The sequence below is a fragment of the Photobacterium sp. S4TG1 genome (assembly GCF_036040035.1).
In the GTDB taxonomy this organism is placed as follows: Bacteria; Pseudomonadota; Gammaproteobacteria; order Enterobacterales; family Vibrionaceae; genus Photobacterium.
In genome coordinates this window covers 14,965-35,425 of the sequence record NZ_JAYXUH010000002.1, presented here as the reverse complement: position 1 = coordinate 35,425, position 20,461 = coordinate 14,965, and the positions used below count along the sequence as shown (strand labels likewise).

The window sequence follows — 20,461 nt, the reverse complement described above, 5'->3', positions numbered from 1 at the left end:
TGTCTAAGGTAGATAAAAATCACTAACAATAAAGCCCTATTCATATAGGGCTTTTGTTTTTAAATTTGTTCAATATATATCGCGATAGATGACGGTGTATTTTAATGGCAGAGATTTATGGAAAAGTGTTCAAAAAGCCACCGTAAATAAAAGTGGTTATTAAGTTTTTATATTTAAAATAACCCCTTATCTATAATTAAGATCTGTCAAATTATGGTTATTTAGCGAAGTAAAATCACTATTTTAATGCATTTACTCTAAATCATATTAAATAAGCTGTAAAAATCGATGTCATTTTATATGTTTGTGTTGTGGGTAACATTTATCTGTACTTGAAAGCATTGGTGTGCAAGCTTATTATTTTATGGCTATAAGTTACGTTTATCTGTAGTACAAAATTATTTTTAATCCTAAGACGATAATGATGTACACATGATGAATACAAGTAACATTTTTAGCGAAAATAATTCCTATCATCTAGACTCAAATTTAGCTAACTTTTAGCTAAATAGGATAAATCCATGGCAACGACAGATACGGCTCAAGTAGAACAACCAAACGCAACAAAAAAAACAAATAAGTTTCGCAACATTATTATTTTTATTGTTATTGCTGCCGGTTTAGGTACCGCAGGATATTTTTATATTCGTCATCAAAAATTATATCCAAGTACTGATGATGCTTATATTCATGCCAACATTCTTTATGTTGCCCCACAAATCAGTGGCAAGGTACTTAATGTAAACGTTGAAAACTATCAACATGTTACTGAAGGGGATTTATTGGTTAAGATTGATCCAGCCCCTTATGAAATTGAGCTAGAACAAGCGAAAGCGGCTTATGAAGTGGCAACACAGCAAAATAAAGCCACTGATGATGCTATTTTAGCTGCAAGTGCAAATGTACGTGCGGCTGATGCTAATCTAGTTGATGTTCAAAAAACGTATCATCGCATAATGGATTTAGTTAATCGTAAGTTGTTACCAGCACAGCAAGGCGATGATGTTAAAGCCAAGTTGGCGGGTGCGCAAACTTCACTTGAAGCCGCTCGTGCAAAAATGTCGCAATTGATTAACCAACAAGGTGCGAAAGGCAATGAAGCCCCACAAGTTAAGCAAGCCGCTGCTGCATTAAGTCAAGCAACATTGAATCTCTCTTATACTAATATCTACGCGCCACATGACGGTGAGTTAGGAAAGGTTAGTGTTCGTCCTGGTAGTGTTGTTTCTCCTGGTTTAGCTATGATGCCATTAATTGAAGATAATACTGCATGGCTACAAGCTAACTATAAAGAAAAAGATATTGGTTTATTAAAAGTGGGTATGACGGCTAAGGTTACATTAGATATGTATCCGGATGTAACTTATCAAGCTCAAGTTGAAGCTCTTTCTCCTGCAAGTGGTTCATCTTTCTCACTCCTACCGCCTGAAAATGCAACGGGTAACTGGGTGAAAGTACCACAACGATTCCCTGTACGTGTGAAGTTTGTTGATTTGAAAAATAAACCATTACTTCGCGTTGGTGCGAGTGCAAATGTTACTATTGATACTCAATCAGAGACTAACTAATGAGTGGGTCAGTTACACCAGCTAACCGTTTATGGATCACCTTAGCCGTTATGTTATCAGCGATCATGGTATTGCTCGATATGACGATTGCCAACGTTGCTTTGCCGCATATGATGGGGGCATTAGGGGTTACATCTGAACAGGTGACATGGGTACTTACTTCTTACTCAATGGCTGAGGCGATCTGTATTCCTCTTGCGAGTTATTTTGCGCTTAAATTTGGTGTACGCAAGTTACTGATCGTTTCTGTTGTTGGCTTTATTATTACATCTGGTTTGTGTGGTCAAGCTGATAGTCTTGCCGAAATGGTCACCTTTCGTATTATGCAGGGGGCTTTTGGGGCGTCAGTTATTCCACTCGCACAATCAACGATGGTGCAAATTTACCCTGCAGATCAGCGCGGTAAAGCAATGGCATTATTCAGTGTTGGTATTTTGCTAGGACCAATCTTAGGGCCAACTGTCGGTGGTATTATCACTGAAAATATGGACTGGCGCTGGATTTTCTATGTGAATGTCCCTGTGGGAGCACTGTGTTTAACCTTAGTTTATCTGTTTGTTAAGATTGATGGTAAAGGAGAAACCAAGCTAGATTGGCCACTTGTTATTGGTATGGCTATTGGTATCGGCTTATTACAGATGGTACTTGATAGAGGTAATGAAGAAGGATGGTTTGAGTCTAATTTCATTCTATTTTCATTAATTATCAGTGCAATTGCATGGGTATTCTTCATTGTACGTTCATTACGTACAAAAGGAGACATCGCACCTATGTGGCTACTAAAAGATCGTAACTTGACGGTATCATGTCTGATCATGGCTGGTTTTTCGATGGGATTGTTTGGTATTACCCAACTGCAACCGATGATGTTGGAACAATTACTAAACTATCCAGTTGAAACAACAGGCTTTGTTATGGCTCCGCGTGGATTAGCCTCTGCTGTTGTATTGCTCGTTATGGCGCAATATATGGATAGATTAGATCCTCGAATGCTGGTGGCGGTCGGGCTTGGCTTTAATATTTTTGGTACTTATCTAATGATGCAGTACTCAATGAATATTAATTTTTATTGGGTTCTTGTGCCGTCAATTATTCAAGGTATGGGAATGGGATTGGTGTTTGCACCATTGAGTCAAATGGCTTACCGCACAATAGAGCAAAAATATGCTGTTGGTGGCGCAGTAATGTTTAATTTATGCCGAACCATTGGTAGCTCATTTGGTATCTCAATCGTAAACACTTATTTTAGCCGTACTCAACAACGAGAGTGGCATGCATTAGGTGCTGATATTACGGCAACCAATCCAATATTACAGCAACAAGCAATGCAGCATCACACTACAGTGACGGATCCTAATTTTATTGCGCAAGTAGGTGCGTTACTGCATCAACAATCAACACTACTGGCGTTTGTCTATACATTTGGTTTCTTGATGTTTTCTTACGTTGCATTATTACCATTGTTAGCCTTATATCGGTTTAAAAAAAATGCAATTAGTGAGAATTAAATAACATTTTTTAAGCACGAAGATGTCAATTTTCACCAAGAAAAAAGGCCAATATTTGGCCTTTTTATTTGCTAAGTTTTGATGGTAATTGGCTGATTTTATTAATACTATTATTATTTATAATATGATCAACGTATTGTTTTTGATAGCAATGCTTTTTTTAGGCGGTTATAAATCACTGACTATAAAAAACTTTACAAATACTGCTTTTAATGAGAATATATCTCTACTCTGTAGCTAGAGTTATTGATCGAGAATTAAGTTAAAGAAAAACCTTAGAAGCATCTTCGTTATTGTTGTGTAAATTCGTGTTTCCCTTCGCTTTTCATCGTCATTTTAAATAATTCAAGCTGCAGTGCATCGCATTTGCGATAATTTTAAAGAATTTATATAAGGGACACATCATGTCTAACAAATCAACTGGTCTAGTAAAGTGGTTTAACGAAGAGAAAGGTTTTGGTTTCATTACTCAAGACAACGGCGGCGCTGACGTATTCGTTCACTTCCGTGCAATCGCTTCTGAAGGCTTCAAAACTCTTGCTGAAGGCCAGAAAGTGTCTTTTGAAGTAGAGCAAGGCCAAAAAGGTCTTCAAGCTGCAAACGTTGTAGCTCTATAATTTTATAGTTAATCTATAAAGTTTGATAAAAGCGTAAATAACTTGGTTATTTGCGCTTTTGTAGTTTCTGAAGGTTATATTTAAATATCATCGCGTTAATTTCTTCTGTAGATGTATAATTTATTACATCATTCACCAACGAATTATTCTTCTTAATTAGCATCCATTCCTTAGTACTAAATGTCATTATCAGTCGATTGATTATTGCATCAGTTCTTGCTGATTAAAATTAACTAATCGACCATCATAAGCACAAATAATACTAACCACGTCTTTCTTAAATATCTGCGGGCATTTATAGGTTGTTTTTAAACTTTGTATCTCATTGTAGATGTTAGATTCAAATTCTGGAGGATAAACGACATTAATTGATAATAATAGGCCAGTGTGTGTTTTACTTGTTAGATGAAGATTTTTCCAATATGTCATGGTGTTCCTTATTAAATACAATGTCTGCCCCTCTAAATAGTATGACATACTGTATGTTAATGATAGTGGTATTTAGTATAAGAGCCATAAACAGATTGATGTTCTGTATAAAGTGTTATGTATAGCGAGTAAGCAATATAATTTGCTTATAATTGAAGGGGATTAGAAATATGAGTAGGTATAGAAAGATGTCTAATTCATTAAAGCTACTACAAGTGCTGAAGTAGCTTCAAATGAATCATTTTTATTTATCGAGCGTTTGTTGGTGCGACAAGACGAGCCTTACCGATAACGTGAGCAAGAATGTTATAACCTGCTAATGCTGGTGATGCATTTTCAGGAAGTTTGATATTAGCCGTATTTAAGGCATAAACCGTGATTTGGTAATTATGTGGTTTTGCCTTTGGTGGAGGACATGCGCCACCAAAACCTTTAAAACCAAAGTCATTGGTAACCATACTTGCACCTTTTGGTAATAATTTACCACCAACCGTACCAGCACCTTCCGCTAATGAATGCACATCAGCTGGAATGTTGATCACACTCCAGTGCCACCAACCACTCCCTGTTGGTGCATCAGGATCATACATTGTTACCGCAAAGCTCTTTGTACCTGCTGGAACATCGACCCAACTCAATTGCGGTGATTCATTCTTACCGGTACAGCCCCATTGGTTAAATAGCTGAGAATTACTTAGTGTATGATCATTGGTAATATTTTGACTTGTTAATGTCATTGCAGCCTGTGACATAAAAGACGGCAGGGTAAAAAGCAGTGCCACGGCAAGCGTTTTAATTTTCATAATAGTGCCTATTAATTAGTTAAAACTGACGTTATTTTAATGTTTTATCATTATCGAACAATCAGTAAACGTTATGGTGAAATATCTTATGCGTATAATGTGTTATTAGTTACAATAGCTCAAACCAATAAAACTGTACCAATAGTTGAGAAAAAATCACTTAAGGATTCAATGTGAGATCACTTCCCCCATTAAAAGGTATTATTTATTTTGAAGCTTCTGCAAGATTACAAAGTTTTAAATTAGCAGCAGAAGAATTATTTGTAACACCAGGTGCCGTAAGCCATCAGATTCAGACACTTGAAGAGTTTATTGGTCAAAAATTATTTATTCGCCAACATAGGGGAATTAAATTAACTAATGCTGGTGTGCGTTATTTCAACCGTATTGGTCTAATTTTAAAAGATTTAGATCAGGCCACGACAGATATTGGTTTTGTGACAAAAACACAGAAAATAATCATATCTATTCCACCAACATTATTAAATAAGTGGCTATTACCACGAATTAATTACACATACCTGAGTGAAAACGATATTTCAGTTGTCTTTATTGACACTATTGAAATATTGGATTTAAACAAAGAAAATATTGATATTTCAATTCGTTATAGTATTGAAAAGCCAACTGAAAAACATTGCCGGTTATTGTTTAAGGAACAAATGATTGCGGTTTGTGCTCCCGACTATATTGATAAGCCCCTAACTCATTTGTCAGCCGAGTTATTATCAACCTGTACATTGATCGAAACGACGAATAGATTAATTCAATGGGACTTAATTTTAGCGAATAATAATATTAAATCACATCCTAACCAAAGTAAGATGTATTTTCAAAACTCAATGCATGCAATTGAGGCCGCAATACAAGGGCTGGGTATTGCCTTTATAAATCGTACTTTTGTTGAGTCGTATTTAGAGCAAGGTGTTCTTACTGAAGCTATTAAATTTAGTGTAATACAGGATCATATTCCCAGTTATTATTTGGTGAGTAACTATGAAAAAATGCAGAATCCAGCAACTCAACTTCTTTACAAAGAAATTGAGTCATATATTAATGATGATATTGTAACTGCTGATGATTAATATTTCTTAAAAATATCTAAAAGACGCTTTATTCACTATGCATCGCTGTATCTGTAATTGCGTCATTATCCTCAATATCTTCAAGCAGTGCCCTCAATTGTGAAATTGCTTGTGCCAGTGAGTTCTCATTATTACAAATTATTGATTGAATCTGTTGTTGATAATCAGATAACTGCCTCATTATTTAGCCTTATACACATCAGTTGTTAATGTTGTGTTGTATTTTTCACCAAGCAGTGAATCACGGGCCGCTGACCATGCGTTGGCATAACACATAGCTAGTTTAGCTTGATCACTACTCACTACAACTCCTTTATCGATTGTGTTTTTTTGGCTAGCGCAGTGACGATCGATTTTTTTACTGTATTTATTACCTTGATTTGTAAAATTATAAACTTGATCTTTAGCGCTTTTTGTAGCTTGTTGTAAACAAAGAATAAGACCTTGCTCATCATAGTTTTGATTACTAACACATGATTGTACAACAATGGAGTTTGCTGCATTGGCTGCCGCTGAAAATAGAGTACCGATAGTAAGGGTAACTAGTATTGTTTTTTTTATGAAAGGACGCATAGGAACTACTCTGTCATTCTTTGGAGGTTAATCGCTAAATATTATACGCTAGGGGTATAGAGTAAATAAAAAAAATAACCTCTAAGCGTTTAATTTTATGAGTAATAAAAAAATTCGGATTTAGGTTAAATTTTTGTAATTATTTGTTGTGATTGTGGTTGTAATGGATTTATTATGTAAATTATAAATAATAATAAATACTCAAGGATGATGTATGAAGGAAGCAGTATTTGAAAATGATGTTGTTCGGCTTTATTTGAACGATATATCATTTAAACCTTTGTTAACCAAAACAGATGAAATTCTTTATAGTCGTAAATCTTTATTGGGTGATGAAAGGGCTAAACGTGTTCTTATTGAATCTAATTTACGTCTTGTCGTTAGCTTAGCTAAGAAATATCGTGCTTCTGCTTTGTTATTGAGTGATTTAATTGATGAAGGAAATATTGGTTTAATAACGGCAGTTGAAAAATTTGATCCAGAAAAAGGTTTTAGATTCTCTACATATGCATCTTGGTGGATTAAACAGACGATTGAACGGGCGATTCATAACCAAAGTCGTACTATTCGATTGCCTGTGCATGTGTCAAAAGAAGTGAATACTATTTTACGCGCTCATCGTGATTTAATGACAAAGAATAATAATGAACCATCTCCAGAAGATATTGCTAGTTATTTAGAGCGTGATGTGAGTGAAATTTCTTTTTTAATGACAAATAATCAGCATGTTTTATCATTTGAACAAACATTGAATGAAGATGATACCAATTCATTATCGTATTTTGTTGCAGATGATAATGCGAATGTGGATAAATTAATAGAACGTAGCGATATGCAAATGGTTACTAAGAAAATGCTATTTACATTAACGGAACGTGATCGTGAAATAATTTGTCGTCGGTTTGGGTTATTAGGCCATGAGCCTCAAACATTACAAGAAGTTGCTGATGCGGTAGGGCTAACACGAGAACGAATTCGACAACTACAAATAAAAAACCTTATGCGTTTAAAGCGAGCGCTGGCTAATGATAATTACGATATAGAAATGTTGTTTTCAGCATCAGCCTAAAATAACAATTATTTTATTATCTATATAAAAGAGATGGCATTTGTCATCTTTTTTATTAACGAAATATTGATCATAAATACAGAGTTATGCTCCATATCTGTAGATTGCACTTTATATTGAGAAGCATACTATAACATCATGTCCTTAGTGATAAAGTCATTATCATTCATAAGTTTAGGAGTATTGTTATGCCAACTACCGATGAAGCATGTGAACATTCAGAATTACTTAATGCATTAATCTCTAGGCAATCATTATTATCTACCAATAGAATGCAATATATTGTTTATGCTGCTGCGCTCGCGACTCAAAATAAAAAAGTATTACAAACAATTCAACATCTTGTCGGCGATATAACACTTAATAATCGAAAAGACATTAATCATGCAGTTGTAAGAATGGCTGCCACAAATGCTTATTATATGGCTATCCACAGTGTCAATTTAAGCTCGGCAAAGACAAATGCGATGCAATTAGCGCCTTTAAAAGAATTAGATGTTGAAGATATAACCAGTTATTACTACGCGTGTATTGCTGCTTGTTTAGTGAATAAAGGCTATAGCTGCCTTAATAATCATATTACGTTACTACGCTCCTGTAATGAATCTGATGATTCTATTAGTATGGCATTAAGACTAACAGCATCTGTGTTAACTATGTGTCAATCACGTTTTAATGATGATTATTTCTTAGATAATTAATTGATTTCAAGATAGATGGTTAAAACAGACAAAAAAAAACCGCTAATTAATTAGCGGTTTTTTTGAATGTGGCGGAGAGATAGGGATTTGAACCCTAGATACGCTATAAACGTATGCCGGTTTTCAAGACCGGTGCTTTCAACCACTCAGCCATCTCTCCATAACGCAGATGGTAAGATTAAATACATGCCATGTAAATATATTTATCTTTATTGCATGATCTGTAATCAATAATACTATTATCTAGGCATTTTTGCGGTTTATTTTTAATATGTTTATTCTATAAAATAATAATTTAAGTAGTTAGCAATACAAAATTACTATTGTCACTTGATGTAATAACTAATAACCATATGGTATTATCCTCTAAATTTTTAATGTTATTCCTTTGTATATATGGGGTATACGTTAAATATTAATATTAAATCACCATTAATCGTTAATGGTATGTTGAGAGATAGTGTTGTGATTGATTTGTTGAAAGATATATTGGGATGGACATCCGTGGTGTTTTATATATTAATCACTATATTTAACACGATGAAAGTTACCCGTTATGCCGCTTTTGCTTCTGCAACAAATGATACTGTATGGTCAATTTTAATGGGGTGGTGGCCGAAAGTTATTCTTAACTTATCGGTTACAGCAATTAATCTATATCGATATTTTAAGGATTTTACCCAAACCGCTAAAATCATTATTCAATTGCTAGCGACAGTTATGGTGATAGGTATATCATATATTATTTATGTTGCTGTGAATGCTTTTATTGCTGAGCCAACATTAGCAGTTGGATTACAATTTGTTGATTTAGGTGTGATTGTCATTGCTTTATATATGACTGAGTTGAAAAAATATCGCATACTAATGTTGTTATCTGGTTTTGTCGGTATGGTTGGCTATTTTGGTAATCCTCAAATGATGATAATTAAAGCGTTAGTTATTATGATCATGAGTTATAAATTATTTACTACTCGAAATGATACTCCAGAACAACAAGCGGCTGAAAATAAATAAATTAAGAAAAAGGTCTAATCAGTTTTTGATTTTTAATTGATATAAAAAAACGCTCATTGTTTAACACAGGGAGCGTTTTTTGAACATTAACTTAATTAAATATAAGTAAGTTAAGTTTGAATTAGATTTCAAAGCTAGCGAGTGCATCGCCATTATCTAGTAATTGTTGTAGTGCTTTAGGTGTACGGCCTTGGCCTGTCCACGTTTTCTCATCACCATTTTCATCAACAAATTTATATTTAGCAGGGCGAGTTGCACGCTTTTTCTTAGCTTTTGGTGCATCGCCAATTAATGCGATTAATTCTTCAGGTGTAATGCCTTCTGCAGCAAGCATATCACGGTACTTTTGTAGCTTTGCTTCTTGTTCTTTATTTTCAGCTTTAGCAGCTTCTTCTTCCACACGACGTTCTTCAACGACTTGGGTGAACTTTTGTAGACCTTCTTGTAGATCTTCAATAGACATTTCACGCGCTTGAGCTCTTAAAGAGCGTAGATTTAAAAGAGTTTCAATCATGTTATTAATTCTAAATAAAAGTAATTTCGCCTATTGTACTTAACTTTTATAATAAGACACTAAAAATAGTCACCATAGTTGTAACTAAATCTCATTTTTTCTTTTTTAATTGTCATTTTGACAGCTTTTTTATTTAAAGTATTAATGAGAAAAGAATTATTCTGTTAAGTGATATAGCAAGAAAAAGAGGAAATATTAATCGATGTTGAATAACAAATTCTCACTGAATGGCGTGTTATTGTAATCCTTACATACAATAATCAATAAATATTAAATGTTTTAATCGTTAATAGATCTAGCTGTTTGATTGGCAATGTAACATTAATTCTATATGTTAACTGCCACATAAAAATTGGTTAGTATGCAGTTTCACTATCACTATGTTTTAATTGGTAATTAAGTTGGTTATTTGTTTCAAATTGTGACTCAATAGAACCTTTTTTGATGGTTAAATCAACAAATAGATGATATTCGCTCAAATAATTTATAAAAACTGTGTCCATCAAAAAAATTCATCGTTACCATTATTGATATCATTTGTGTGATTAGTGTTAAAAGAACATCATATATGTAACTTTTCATGGATGATATATAGCAGTAAGGATATCGTTTGAATACATTACGTAAAAATTTTGAATTAATTGATAAGCTCACATTCTTTGGGGCGTTAGCAATGTTGATTTCAGTGGTTGTGCCGCTTCTTTTATTCCCTAAAGAAGGAGCAGAATGGATTGCTGTTGCAAAAACGTTTATGACTGACCAACTTGGATTTTTATATTTAGCGTTGGGTATGGCTGCTTTTTTCTTTATGATTTACATAGTTTTTTCTGATATTGGCCAAATTAAATTGGGTGATGCAGATGAAGCTCCCGAATTTAAAACAGCATCATGGGCGGCAATGCTTTTCTGCGGTGGTATTGGTGCGAGTATTTTGTACTGGGGCGCTATTGAATGGGCTTATTATTACCAAAGCCCGCCATTTCAATTACAACCAGGAAGTGAAGAAGCTGTTCGTTGGGCTGCAACTTACGGTGTTTTCCACTGGGGTCCTATTGCATGGTGTATTTACCTTGTACCGGCAGTACCAATTGCGTATTTCTTTTATGTACGTAAACAACCTGTATTGAAAGTTTCAGCAGCGTTAATGCCTGTGATTGGCGAAGCACGTAGTCATGGTTGGATTGGTAAAGTTATTGATGTGTTGTTCATTTTTGGATTACTCGGTGGTGGTGCTACAACATTAGGCTTGGCCGCGCCGTTGATTACTGAAGGGGCACATTATCTCTTTGGAACACCTAAATCGACAGAAACACAGATTATAGTATTGCTTATCTGCACCTGTATTTTTGGATACTCAGCTTATGCCGGTATGGAAAAAGGTATTAAAGTACTAAGTAATATTAATTTTTGGGGAGCATTAGGCTTACTTGCTTTTATTCTTGCCGTGGGTCCAACAATTTTCATGTTAGAAACGGGTCTTGATTCATTGGGACGTATGTTATCTAACTTCTTCATCATGGCAACATGGGCAGAACCTTTTGGTGGCTACGGCTCATTTGAAGATACGCACTTCCCACAAGATTGGACTATTTTCTATTGGGCATGGTGGTTAGTATTTGCGCCAAGTATGGGGTTGTTTATTGCTCGAATTTCTCGTGGTCGTACTATTAAGCAGATGGTTACAGGTTCGATCTTCTTTGGTTCGATGGGCTGTTTCCTCTTCTTTATGGTGTTAGGTAATTACGGTTTATCACTACAATTATCGGGTGCACTTGATGTCGTTGGTATTTTAAATGCTGAAGGCGCAACAAAGGCTATCTTCTCTATTCTTGAACAGCTACCATTTAGTACGATTGTCATAGCTGTATTTACATTGCTATGTTTAATTTTTACAGCAACAACATTTGACTCTATTTCTTATATCCTCGCTTCTGTGGTTCAAAATGACGTAACAGAAGAGCCTATGCGTTGGAATCGATTATTTTGGGCATTTGCAATGTCGTTCATGCCATCAGTATTGATGTTTATGGGGGGGCTTGCAACATTACAAACAGCTGCAATCGTTGGTGGTTTACCACTGTTATTTATTACAGTCATGCTAATGATATCTGCCGTTAAAGCTGCATCTTTAGATTTAAGAAATCAAGACGGTTACGAAGATCCTGTAATCAATATTGAAGAACTGCCTGATGTTGATCCATGGTCAAAAGAAGGAATGGCACTAGCGAAATTTGAACAGTTAAAAGATATTGCGATTGAAGCTGCAGAAACAGAGCGTGGTGCGCTGAATGAAATTTGGAAGATTAAGAAAACAATCCGTGCTCAAGTATTAGCAAGTGGTGATAGCGGTATTGATTCTGGGGATGTACCTCAAGAACTAGCAGAAGAGCTGCACCGTTTAACAGCAGAAGCAATGGCTGCTAAAGAAGCAAAACTTGAAGCATCAGAATTAGCTCAAGAAGCTCGAATCCTGTTTAACGATATCATGAAACAGAAAGAAGAAATGTTAGATATGGAAGCACAAAAAGCATAACTAACAATTAAGATAAAATTATTATAGGCGATCTTCGGATCGCCTTTTTTAAGTTAAAAGAAATTTTGTTCATATATTGAATATATTCACCGTGTATTTCTATATTTCCTTTCATTTAAAAGTATTACCATATCTCTTCATATTCGCTGTAACCACTTATCGATATAAAATATGGCAACAGAAATTTATCTTATTTATAGCGAATATATAAATGTGATATTGAGCTCAATAAATTCGTCATTAGCCTAATAACAATAAAAATCACAATGCAACAAGTGGCGTAAATTTACCTTTATATGTATATTTCTTATGTTTACTACGAATAAGGTTTATACATGAATATTAAATCTATTACTCTCGTAATTAGTACGTTGTTATGCAGTTATTCGGCGACGAGTTTGGCTGCTTTAAACGCATCAACCGATGCGACGCAGCAACTTGAGCAAATGAAAACACGGGTATTGCAACGAATTATTGAAGCGCAAAAGCTGATCAATGATCCTGCTAATATTGAAATCCGCAATGGGCAACGTTTTCTAAAATATAACGGGTATTTATACCCAATTACAGTCAACAACTTACCTTCTTTTATGCCTTTTGTTGATGGTTTTGATTATGCAGATCGTTCCGCGGAGGCTATGTTTGATTTTATTCAAATGCCATGGAAGTTAGTTAATCAAATGGATGGCGTTTATATTTATAATGACCAATTTGGTTATACCTATTTAGAGCAATGGGATAAAGATAAACAATGTAATGTTCAATACCTTGTTGGTGATAAAGATTTAGTTAGTACGGCTTCAAAAGACTGTTTGCCCTATAACGCAGCTTTAATTGATGCCTACGGCTTTATTGATGAACAGCCTATTACTAATCATCTTAGTGGTGATTTTGCTGCACAAATACGTTTTATTCAAAACCAAACAGCAGAACCTTTTGGTAATGATGAAAAAGAACAACAACGGATTGTCTCTCAACGTGAAGCCTTACTTGTTGTCACTCCAATGGCTAACGATGAACCTAAAAGCGTTGAACTGAAAATATTCAAAGATGGTGTATTACTTGAGACTCGTCAAATGACGAATCCTCTACAAATTTTAGAATCGGACCGTGCTAATCACGATGATCGTAAAGATGTAGTGTACTCCAAACGGTCATTCACAACAGTTTTACCATGGAATTGGGTTGAGAAAGGGTTAAGCTTACAGTTTTCAACTTATAGTGGTTTAAGTGGCGAATTAACGGCAGATCGAATTGATTTTGCAGCTCCTGCTCATCTTGATTTACCTATGATTAGAATTGGTATGTTAACTGAGCCGCCAGCAGCAAAACCATTAGAATTACAAACTGCACATTACGGCTCAGAGCTTTTCCAACGGTTCCCATTAGCATCAATGACAATCAGTAATTACTTACCTATTAAGTTAGATAAAGTAGTGATGTCTAATGGTGACATAAAAACAAAATACAGTGAATATGCAGCTCCCGGCATTCATAGCGGCGATATGCGAGAAGATATAACGAAGTCGTTAATTCAACTTGGTATTGCTAATGCAAATTATGGTGTTGCCAGTTCAGGAGCCAGTCAATGGCAAGCAGATAATTACCCAGCTATTGTTATTGGCCACTCTGTTGGTCGTTATAAAAATGACAAAGGTAATATTGGTGATTATACCCATGGTTTGTCTGGCGGTAATGGCATGGTACTGCTTGCGGATACTACGGGAAATGAAGTCACCCATGAGATTGGACATGCCTTGAGTATGGGCCATTATCCTGGTGGTCACGTTAATGCAACCCATGGTGCAACCACAGGGTGGGGCTATGATGCCTATCGTGGTTACATGGCAGATAACCTTAATTGGTGGTCAAAAGTTAATGGTGACTATGGTTATGGCGATATTATGGTTACGCCATATAAAACGCATTATGGCTATGGCGCAGATCCTATGGGGGGCGGTGGTTTTGACTCATCAACGTCCAGCTATCCATTATTTACCGGCTATTCATCAAAGCGTATTCAACACTATTTAGAGACTAAAGACTATCTTGATACGACAGCGACAAGTGGTTATAGCCATTGGAATACTATCGAACAACAATTTGAAGCTGTATCAACAACCACTAAGTTAAAACCAATCGCGCAAGGGGTTGATGTAATGACGGTGGTGGGTTTTTATGATCCACAACAGACCAATACCAGTTATATTTATCCTGCGTTATATGGCAGCTCAGGTAATGTGTATGAGTTACCTCAACCGGTTGCAGGACAATGTTGGGCAACGGTGACATATGGCGATAACTCACAACAGATTATTGGGCTTGATGGCAGCCGTAAAAATAGCGGTTTAAGCAATAAACTGCATTTTAACTTAGCGCGTGATCGTGCGCCGCAAACCGTGACTATTGATTGCCCTCAAACTAGTTTAGAAACGATAGTACGAAGTGAACTATTAACTCAGTTTGCTCAAGATCGTTTTTATGCATGGGGAGAGAATAACCGTTGGGGTGAAATCGGTGATGTGTTTGAATATCATCGCAATGGCCGTGTTGAACTTTTTGAATTGAAAAAGCAACATTATTGGTATTTCCCAGGTGCTGGTGAATCAAACAGTGAGTGGGCGTTTGTAGGTTATCTTGATCAATTTATTACCGATAAACAGCCAGAGATAAACTTTGATGACTTAGGCCAAGTAAGACTAAATTCTCGTACCTTTATCGCGAATACAGAATATCCTGAGGCAGCGATTACCATCGGTAAGGGGCAAGGGTATGATTTAGCGATTGAATCTCAAAAAACATTGGCTGAACAAAGTGATTTAGCGCATCTTGATTTTGAAACTATGCCTTTATTTGATCAATGGGTTGCCGATCGTTATGGTAATGGTGAATTGAATAATGCCGTAACGCATAAACGTAAGCGGGCAGGGGCAGCTTATGTTCATATTAATAAAGAACTTAACACCCGTGATTATTTCTTAATGAAAACAGTCACAGCGGGAGAGTTCCCTACGGATCATCGCAGTAATAATGATTGGAAATATTTAGGTTCAGCGGAATCTTATGTTAATTTTGATTTCAACCCACTGATATTAAATCGTGACATGGTATCGAATGTTGAACGTATTCAGCATTACTTTAAGCAGTCAGCTTTATTTACATGGGATCAACGAACAATCACGACTTGGGATAGCTCAAATAGCGCGGTGTTCATTAATCCAACCGTTGAGGGTATTAATGAATACTTTATTCAAAGAACACCTGCTCAAGGTGGTGAGTTCCCAACCAATAAAGCGTCAAATCGTGATTGGATTTATGTCGCTGATGATAATTCGCTGAATCAATTGGTGCTGGAAATGAGTACCAACCAAGCGGTATTTGAGCAATTAGCACTTGATTGGTATAAACAAGACAGTTTTGGTAACTGGGGTGATAATGGTAAAAAAGGCAACATTGGTGATATTTATACCTATGATTTCCGTGATGGTAAAACCCATTATTACCGTTTAAAGACAACCCACTATGGTTATTTCCCATGGCCGTCAGACCAAGATCCTAGCAATGGTAACTGGCACTATATTGGTCATTACTAAGCTTAATCAGTACTAATTAATGATGTTTTAAAGCCGTATTTAACCTTGTGTTATTTGCGGCTTTTTTATTGATGGTGCAACAAGGTGCCGTCAAATGTTAAACTGTTACTCATTTCATTTAATGATCACAAAAGGTAGTGTAATGAATCCAATTATTGCGTTGTTGAAAGAGAATAATATTAGTGATGAGCAGATCAATAATATTTTCCAAACACTGACTCAAAATCCTTTAGCAGCAATGGCAACTATTAGCCAGTTAGGTTTACCGCAAGACAAACTACAAATGTTAATGGCACAAGTAATGCAAAATCCTGCATTAATTAAAGAAGCGGTTGAAGAATTAGGTTTAGATTTTTCAAAAGTTGAAGCTGCTAAAGAACAACTACAAAAATAAGTTTACTGATAACAGCATATTTAAGGCCGTATAAACCCTATATTCAGTGGTTTTAGCGGCCTTTTTTATTGCTGTGATATAAACATATTATTTATCAATAGTCGTTTTGGAAAATAACCGACATTAGCATTGTCTAATATACAGTTTAGCGTAAGATAAAGGCTCTATTATGGTGATTGGATAATAAATAATGCATCTTGATGAAATGAAACAACGAGCGATAGAGGTTTCTGAACTTCTAAAAATAATGTCCCATCCTGAAAGGTTGATCGTACTTTGTCAGTTAATGGATGGAGAAATGAGCGCCAATCAATTGCAGCTTAACTCGACATTAAGTCAATCTGCTTTTTCACAACATTTGGCTGTGCTGAGAAAAAATAACATCGTCACTATTCGAAAAGAAGCGCAATCGGTTTTTTATTCTTTAGCTGATCAGCGTATTACAGCACTTATAACCAGTTTCCATGATATTTTTTGTGATCAAGATTAAGGTGAGGTGAGTATGACTTTTCAAATACCTTGGCAATCATTTTTAGGTGGCATGTTACTTGGATTATCTGCGGTTATATTGATGCTGTTTATTGGTAGAACAGCAGGAATCAGTGGCATTATTAATGGTGTGATTAAGCGAGAAAAACAAGAATTAGGGTGGAAAATTGCATTTTTAGCTGGAATGGTTTTAAGCGTATTTATTCTATCCCCTTTGGGCGTAACATTGCCGACGATTAGTGAACAGAATATTGGCATTATTTTAATTGCTGGTTTATTGGTTGGTTTTGGTACTCGGTTAGGTAATGGATGCACCAGTGGTCACGGTATTGTTGGTATGGGACGTTTTTCTAAACGTTCAATTTATGCAACTTGCGTGTTTATGATGTCAGCCATTATTGTTGTATTTATTCGTCGTTTATTAGGTGATTTATAATGAGCAGCTTAAAGATAAACCGTATTGTTGTTGGTGCTATTGCCGGTGTTCTATTTGGCTCTGGAATGATTATTTCAGAAATGGTTAACCCTCATAAAGTGATCGCTTTTTTAGATATTTTTGGTCAATGGGATTCAAGCCTTGCTTTTGTGATGATAGGAGCTCTGCTCGTGTTTGCTCCTTGTTATCATCTGCTGATAAAAAAACGTAAAACAGCCATCAATGGTGATGTAATTGCGCCTAAAAATAGTAATAAGATTGATGCTAAATTAACGGTGGGCGCGATTGTTTTTGGTATTGGTTGGGGACTAGCTGGTTTTTGTCCCGGCCCTGCAATCACTAATTTAGGTGGTGGTAATTATGCGGTCTTTGCTTTTGTTGCTGCTATGATTTTAGGTATGGTTATTGCCAATAAATATATAGCATCAAGATCTTAGTGAGTGATCTTGCTTTTTGCTTTAATAATGTAAGGTAAAGATGATGAAAAAGTGGATGATATTGGTTATTGCGATCATATTGGGTAGCGGTGTTTTTTACACGGTAGCACGTACAGAAGCGCCTATAACATTAAAAGAATTAATAACGCAACCTCAGCAATGGCAAGTCAAAGTACCCGATACAACCGCGAGTATTCATTAAAATCCATAAAGCAATTGCAGCAGCACCCATACCTTATGGGGGAGTATCAAACACCTGATGGCACTGATAATACAACAATTTACCTTGATGTTAATCAGGCTGTTCAACAAGGAAAGTATATTGCGACATCTTTTGTAACCACGAATTCGGGTAGTGGTACATTTTACTATTTATCCGTATTTGAACAGCACAATAAAAAACTTGATAATCTGACCAATATTTTTATTGGTGATCGAATTAATATCGAAAAAATCACTATTGTTAGCAATAATCCTCTCATGATTAAAATTGATTATAAAACCCATGGTGAAAACACACCTTATGCTTTACCAGCAGACGTTGCTAAATCACAAATATATCAATTAAAGGATAATCAATTAGTGCTACAGCAATAATTGAATTGCCATTGTTATTTTAAAGACTATTTTTCTTCTTTATTTCCCCATAGCCAATATTTATAAATATTGGCTATTTTATATTTTCAATAAAAATGAGCAATAACGATTTATCAATTAATGATATTTATCGTTATGATGAATAATATCCCGAATAAACGCAACTAAAAGTTTTTTTATGCTGTTTATATTCAATTTTTAAGTGTTTAAAACTGCTTTTGTTAATTAAAGTAGTTGTTAAGTGTGAATAATTTACGTGTTGATACAATTTACATCTGAATGACAATTAATATCAATAAACATGTTGACCATATAATGTTAATCATAGAGAATAAATTCCAATTAAGCATGATTGGTTGTGAGGATGTATAAAAAATAGCAAATAAACATTATTCTTCTATTAAAAATGAATTTATATATGATAAAAAAAATACTAATTTTATTCGTAGGATTTAATAGTATTCCTGTTTTTTCGAATGATTTGTTAGGAAATCAATTATTTTCACCTATATCAGAATCTCGAAGAGCTTTGCAAAATAACAATCGTGAGATTGAACAATTATCTGATAAGGGGCAAACGGAACGTTTAATCAAAAATAAGGAAGAAAAAAAACTAATAGCTGAAAACATATTACCTGATTCTAGTATGTGTTTAGAAATAAGTAATGTTTTTTTACAAGGAATCACCTTACTTGATAATGATGATTTAGATAGAATAACAGCCTTACCTACTCAATGCATTACAACTAAAGACTTAAATACATTAGCTCGTGAACTAACACAGATCTATATTAATAAAGGTTATATTACTTCTCGTATTGAATTTATTCAGCCTAATGATCAAGGTGAACTTGGGGTTCAGGTTATTGAGGGTTTTATTGAAGGAATAAAAGGCAGTGATCATAAGGTTAATCCTTATTTTATCTTTCCTGATTTTGTAAATAAACCATTGAGATTGCAGGACCTAGACCAAGGTTTAGATCAGGCTAATCGTCTTCAATCAAATCAAGTTACATTAGATATATTACCAGGAAAATATAAAGGTGGATCAATTATTATTCTTAATAATAAGTATAGTTCGCCATGGTCAGTAATTGCTAGTGTAGATAATTATGGACAAGAAAACACGGGAAAATGGTTGAGCAGAGCAACATTCTCTGTTGATAGTCCATTAGGTATATCGGATTTTATAAGTTTGAATGCAAGTACAACGTTAGAGCCATATTCAAATAAATACAGTAGAGCGTATAACTTATTTTATTCATTACCTTATGGGGATTTTACATTCAGTAGTTTTTATAGTTATTCAGAATATCTAATAAAGCAACCGCTTCAAAATACAATTATTACACTTAGTGGAGAAACACAACAATATGGAATTAAAAGTGATTATTTATACTATAGAGATCAAAATGATTTATTAACTATTAGCGGGCAATTAGCGAATAAACAAGTAAAGAACTTTTTATTAGACTCTTTGCTTTTTGTTAGTAGTCCTGAATTGACTGTTCTTGAGCTAAGTTTAAATCATTCTCATATTTTTTCTACTAGTGTTTTAAGTTCTAATTTAAGTATAGAAAGAGGATTATCAATATTTGGCTTCGATGATAAAAGAAATATCATTGATAATGAATTTAGTAAGCTAAAGTTATCATTTAATTATAGTTACAGTTTTAGTGTATTTGATTCTATTTACCAATCAAATAATCAATTATTTGCACAATATAGTCCTAATGTACTACCAGGTATTGAGTGGTTAAGTTTAACCGATCGATCTGCTGTACGTGGTTTTAGCAATACGAGTATTTCTGGCGATAACGGATGGTATTTACGAAATACATTATCTCATTATTATTTTATAAATAGTGCAGTAATTCAACCACGATTAGGTATTGATGTTGGACAAGTATATCCACATGGTGAAAGTCAAGGTAACTCAACAGTTATTGGTATGAGTACTGGAATTTCACTTAATTATAAAAAAATTATGTTTGATATGGATATCAGTCATGGAAAAGTTGTGTCGGGATTAGTTTCTAAAAATGAACCAATCACGGCATTATTTAATGTTACTTATAAAATATAAAATATAAGAAAT

21 protein-coding genes and 1 tRNA gene are annotated in these 20,461 nt (G+C 34.8%); 16 read left to right on the top strand and 6 right to left on the bottom strand.

The features are described from left to right. The first annotated feature begins 521 nt into the window (after positions 1–521). From VXS03_RS03760 to cspE, 3 genes are all read left to right on the top strand, one after another. Positions 522–1,568 (top strand): HlyD family secretion protein, encoded by a 1,047-nt coding sequence (locus VXS03_RS03760; protein ID WP_327762068.1) that lies wholly within the window; start codon positions 522–524, stop codon positions 1,566–1,568. Continuing rightward, complete coding sequence (locus tag VXS03_RS03755) at positions 1,568–3,076, top strand: DHA2 family efflux MFS transporter permease subunit (RefSeq protein ID WP_327762067.1); 1,509 nt, start codon at positions 1,568–1,570, stop codon at positions 3,074–3,076. Before VXS03_RS03760 ends, VXS03_RS03755 begins: the two co-directional genes overlap by 1 nt. Positions 3,077–3,480: 404 nt before the next feature. Further along, on the top strand, positions 3,481–3,693 hold the full coding sequence (gene cspE, locus VXS03_RS03750; RefSeq protein ID WP_036791338.1) for a transcription antiterminator/RNA stability regulator CspE: 213 nt from the start codon (positions 3,481–3,483) through the stop codon (positions 3,691–3,693). Between the two features lie 201 nt (positions 3,694–3,894). On the opposite strand, the gene VXS03_RS03745 is transcribed toward cspE, so the two are convergent. Further along, positions 3,895–4,122, bottom strand: coding sequence for a hypothetical protein (locus VXS03_RS03745; protein ID WP_327762065.1), 228 nt, complete (start codon positions 4,120–4,122; stop codon positions 3,895–3,897). Positions 4,123–4,370: 248 nt separating this feature from the next. Then, entirely contained in the window at positions 4,371–4,925 is a 555-nt protein-coding gene (locus VXS03_RS03740) for a YbhB/YbcL family Raf kinase inhibitor-like protein (RefSeq protein WP_327762064.1), read from the bottom strand. Positions 4,926–5,098: 173 nt separating this feature from the next. Here VXS03_RS03740 and VXS03_RS03735 point away from each other — a divergent pair, with 173 nt between their 5' ends. Then, positions 5,099–6,010: a LysR family transcriptional regulator gene (locus tag VXS03_RS03735; protein ID WP_327762063.1), complete on the top strand. Its 912-nt coding sequence runs from the start codon at positions 5,099–5,101 to the stop codon at positions 6,008–6,010. A gap of 28 nt (positions 6,011–6,038) precedes the next feature. On the opposite strand, the gene VXS03_RS03730 is transcribed toward VXS03_RS03735, so the two are convergent. Next, a complete protein-coding gene (locus tag VXS03_RS03730) occupies positions 6,039–6,191 on the bottom strand; it encodes a hypothetical protein (protein WP_327762062.1) in 153 nt (50 codons plus the stop codon). Beyond that, positions 6,191–6,583 carry a hypothetical protein gene (locus VXS03_RS03725; RefSeq protein WP_327762061.1) on the bottom strand — a complete coding sequence of 131 codons (393 nt, stop codon included), beginning with the start codon at positions 6,581–6,583 and terminating at the stop codon, positions 6,191–6,193. The genes VXS03_RS03730 and VXS03_RS03725 overlap by 1 nt, the downstream gene beginning before the upstream one ends. 214 nt (positions 6,584–6,797) lie before the next feature. Between VXS03_RS03725 and rpoS the strand changes: the two genes are divergently transcribed. Together rpoS and VXS03_RS03715 are read left to right on the top strand one after the other, a co-directional pair. Beyond that, positions 6,798–7,652: an RNA polymerase sigma factor RpoS gene (gene rpoS / locus VXS03_RS03720; protein WP_327762060.1), complete on the top strand. Its 855-nt coding sequence runs from the start codon at positions 6,798–6,800 to the stop codon at positions 7,650–7,652. 188 nt (positions 7,653–7,840) lie between these two features. Beyond that, on the top strand, positions 7,841–8,353 hold the full coding sequence (locus tag VXS03_RS03715; protein ID WP_327762059.1) for a hypothetical protein: 513 nt from the start codon (positions 7,841–7,843) through the stop codon (positions 8,351–8,353). 69 nt (positions 8,354–8,422) lie between these two features. Here the strand turns inward: VXS03_RS03715 and VXS03_RS03710 are convergent. Then, positions 8,423–8,513 (bottom strand) — tRNA-Ser (locus tag VXS03_RS03710). A 287-nt stretch (positions 8,514–8,800) separates the two neighbouring features. Between VXS03_RS03710 and VXS03_RS03705 the strand changes: the two genes are divergently transcribed. Continuing rightward, entirely contained in the window at positions 8,801–9,370 is a 570-nt protein-coding gene (locus VXS03_RS03705) for a hypothetical protein (protein ID WP_442957420.1), read from the top strand. A 121-nt stretch (positions 9,371–9,491) separates the two neighbouring features. On the opposite strand, the gene VXS03_RS03700 is transcribed toward VXS03_RS03705, so the two are convergent. Continuing rightward, positions 9,492–9,893 (bottom strand): H-NS family histone-like protein, encoded by a 402-nt coding sequence (locus VXS03_RS03700; RefSeq protein WP_327762476.1) that lies wholly within the window; start codon positions 9,891–9,893, stop codon positions 9,492–9,494. Positions 9,894–10,494: 601 nt separating this feature from the next. On the opposite strand from VXS03_RS03700, the gene VXS03_RS03695 reads away from it, so the two are divergent. The 9 genes from VXS03_RS03695 to VXS03_RS03655 all read left to right on the top strand — a co-directional run bounded on the left by VXS03_RS03695 (position 10,495) and on the right by VXS03_RS03655 (position 20,449). Beyond that, positions 10,495–12,417 carry a BCCT family transporter gene (locus tag VXS03_RS03695; RefSeq protein ID WP_327762058.1) on the top strand — a complete coding sequence of 641 codons (1,923 nt, stop codon included), beginning with the start codon at positions 10,495–10,497 and terminating at the stop codon, positions 12,415–12,417. A 335-nt stretch (positions 12,418–12,752) separates the two neighbouring features. Further along, positions 12,753–16,010 (top strand): M66 family metalloprotease, encoded by a 3,258-nt coding sequence (locus tag VXS03_RS03690; RefSeq protein ID WP_327762057.1) that lies wholly within the window; start codon positions 12,753–12,755, stop codon positions 16,008–16,010. A gap of 142 nt (positions 16,011–16,152) precedes the next feature. Then, entirely contained in the window at positions 16,153–16,404 is a 252-nt protein-coding gene (locus tag VXS03_RS03685) for a DUF2999 family protein (protein WP_327762056.1), read from the top strand. A 190-nt stretch (positions 16,405–16,594) separates the two neighbouring features. Next, positions 16,595–16,894 (top strand): ArsR/SmtB family transcription factor, encoded by a 300-nt coding sequence (locus VXS03_RS03680; protein ID WP_327762055.1) that lies wholly within the window; start codon positions 16,595–16,597, stop codon positions 16,892–16,894. Between the two features lie 12 nt (positions 16,895–16,906). Continuing rightward, on the top strand, positions 16,907–17,329 hold the full coding sequence (locus VXS03_RS03675) for a YeeE/YedE family protein (protein ID WP_327762054.1): 423 nt from the start codon (positions 16,907–16,909) through the stop codon (positions 17,327–17,329). Then, positions 17,329–17,766, top strand: a complete 438-nt coding sequence (locus VXS03_RS03670; protein WP_327762053.1) for a YeeE/YedE family protein — start codon at positions 17,329–17,331, stop codon at positions 17,764–17,766. The genes VXS03_RS03675 and VXS03_RS03670 overlap by 1 nt, the downstream gene beginning before the upstream one ends. A 43-nt stretch (positions 17,767–17,809) precedes the next feature. Beyond that, positions 17,810–17,968 (top strand): hypothetical protein, encoded by a 159-nt coding sequence (locus VXS03_RS03665; protein ID WP_327762052.1) that lies wholly within the window; start codon positions 17,810–17,812, stop codon positions 17,966–17,968. Continuing rightward, positions 17,926–18,363, top strand: coding sequence for a hypothetical protein (locus tag VXS03_RS03660; RefSeq protein WP_327762051.1), 438 nt, complete (start codon positions 17,926–17,928; stop codon positions 18,361–18,363). Before VXS03_RS03665 ends, VXS03_RS03660 begins: the two co-directional genes overlap by 43 nt. Positions 18,364–18,781: 418 nt before the next feature. Then, positions 18,782–20,449, top strand: coding sequence for a ShlB/FhaC/HecB family hemolysin secretion/activation protein (locus tag VXS03_RS03655; RefSeq protein WP_327762050.1), 1,668 nt, complete (start codon positions 18,782–18,784; stop codon positions 20,447–20,449). Positions 20,450–20,461 lie beyond the last annotated feature (12 nt).

Bases quoted from the DNA above. Each gene is read 5' to 3' on its own strand.
- VXS03_RS03760 (WP_327762068.1), top strand. From the start codon at position 522: ATGGCAACGACAGATACGGCTCAAGTAGAACAACCAAACGCAACAAAA.
- VXS03_RS03755 (WP_327762067.1), top strand. From the start codon at position 1,568: ATGAGTGGGTCAGTTACACCAGCTAACCGTTTATGGATCACCTTAGCC.
- cspE (WP_036791338.1), top strand. From the start codon at position 3,481: ATGTCTAACAAATCAACTGGTCTAGTAAAGTGGTTTAACGAAGAGAAA.
- VXS03_RS03745 (WP_327762065.1), bottom strand. From the start codon at position 4,122: ATGACATATTGGAAAAATCTTCATCTAACAAGTAAAACACACACTGGC.
- VXS03_RS03740 (WP_327762064.1), bottom strand. From the start codon at position 4,925: ATGAAAATTAAAACGCTTGCCGTGGCACTGCTTTTTACCCTGCCGTCT.
- VXS03_RS03730 (WP_327762062.1), bottom strand. From the start codon at position 6,191: ATGAGGCAGTTATCTGATTATCAACAACAGATTCAATCAATAATTTGT.
- VXS03_RS03725 (WP_327762061.1), bottom strand. From the start codon at position 6,583: ATGCGTCCTTTCATAAAAAAAACAATACTAGTTACCCTTACTATCGGT.
- rpoS (WP_327762060.1), top strand. From the start codon at position 6,798: ATGAAGGAAGCAGTATTTGAAAATGATGTTGTTCGGCTTTATTTGAAC.
- VXS03_RS03715 (WP_327762059.1), top strand. From the start codon at position 7,841: ATGCCAACTACCGATGAAGCATGTGAACATTCAGAATTACTTAATGCA.
- VXS03_RS03705 (WP_442957420.1), top strand. From the start codon at position 8,801: ATGTTGAGAGATAGTGTTGTGATTGATTTGTTGAAAGATATATTGGGA.
- VXS03_RS03690 (WP_327762057.1), top strand. From the start codon at position 12,753: ATGAATATTAAATCTATTACTCTCGTAATTAGTACGTTGTTATGCAGT.
- VXS03_RS03685 (WP_327762056.1), top strand. From the start codon at position 16,153: ATGAATCCAATTATTGCGTTGTTGAAAGAGAATAATATTAGTGATGAG.
- VXS03_RS03680 (WP_327762055.1), top strand. From the start codon at position 16,595: ATGCATCTTGATGAAATGAAACAACGAGCGATAGAGGTTTCTGAACTT.
- VXS03_RS03675 (WP_327762054.1), top strand. From the start codon at position 16,907: ATGACTTTTCAAATACCTTGGCAATCATTTTTAGGTGGCATGTTACTT.
- VXS03_RS03670 (WP_327762053.1), top strand. From the start codon at position 17,329: ATGAGCAGCTTAAAGATAAACCGTATTGTTGTTGGTGCTATTGCCGGT.
- VXS03_RS03665 (WP_327762052.1), top strand. From the start codon at position 17,810: ATGAAAAAGTGGATGATATTGGTTATTGCGATCATATTGGGTAGCGGT.
- VXS03_RS03660 (WP_327762051.1), top strand. From the start codon at position 17,926: ATGGCAAGTCAAAGTACCCGATACAACCGCGAGTATTCATTAAAATCC.
- VXS03_RS03655 (WP_327762050.1), top strand. From the start codon at position 18,782: ATGATAAAAAAAATACTAATTTTATTCGTAGGATTTAATAGTATTCCT.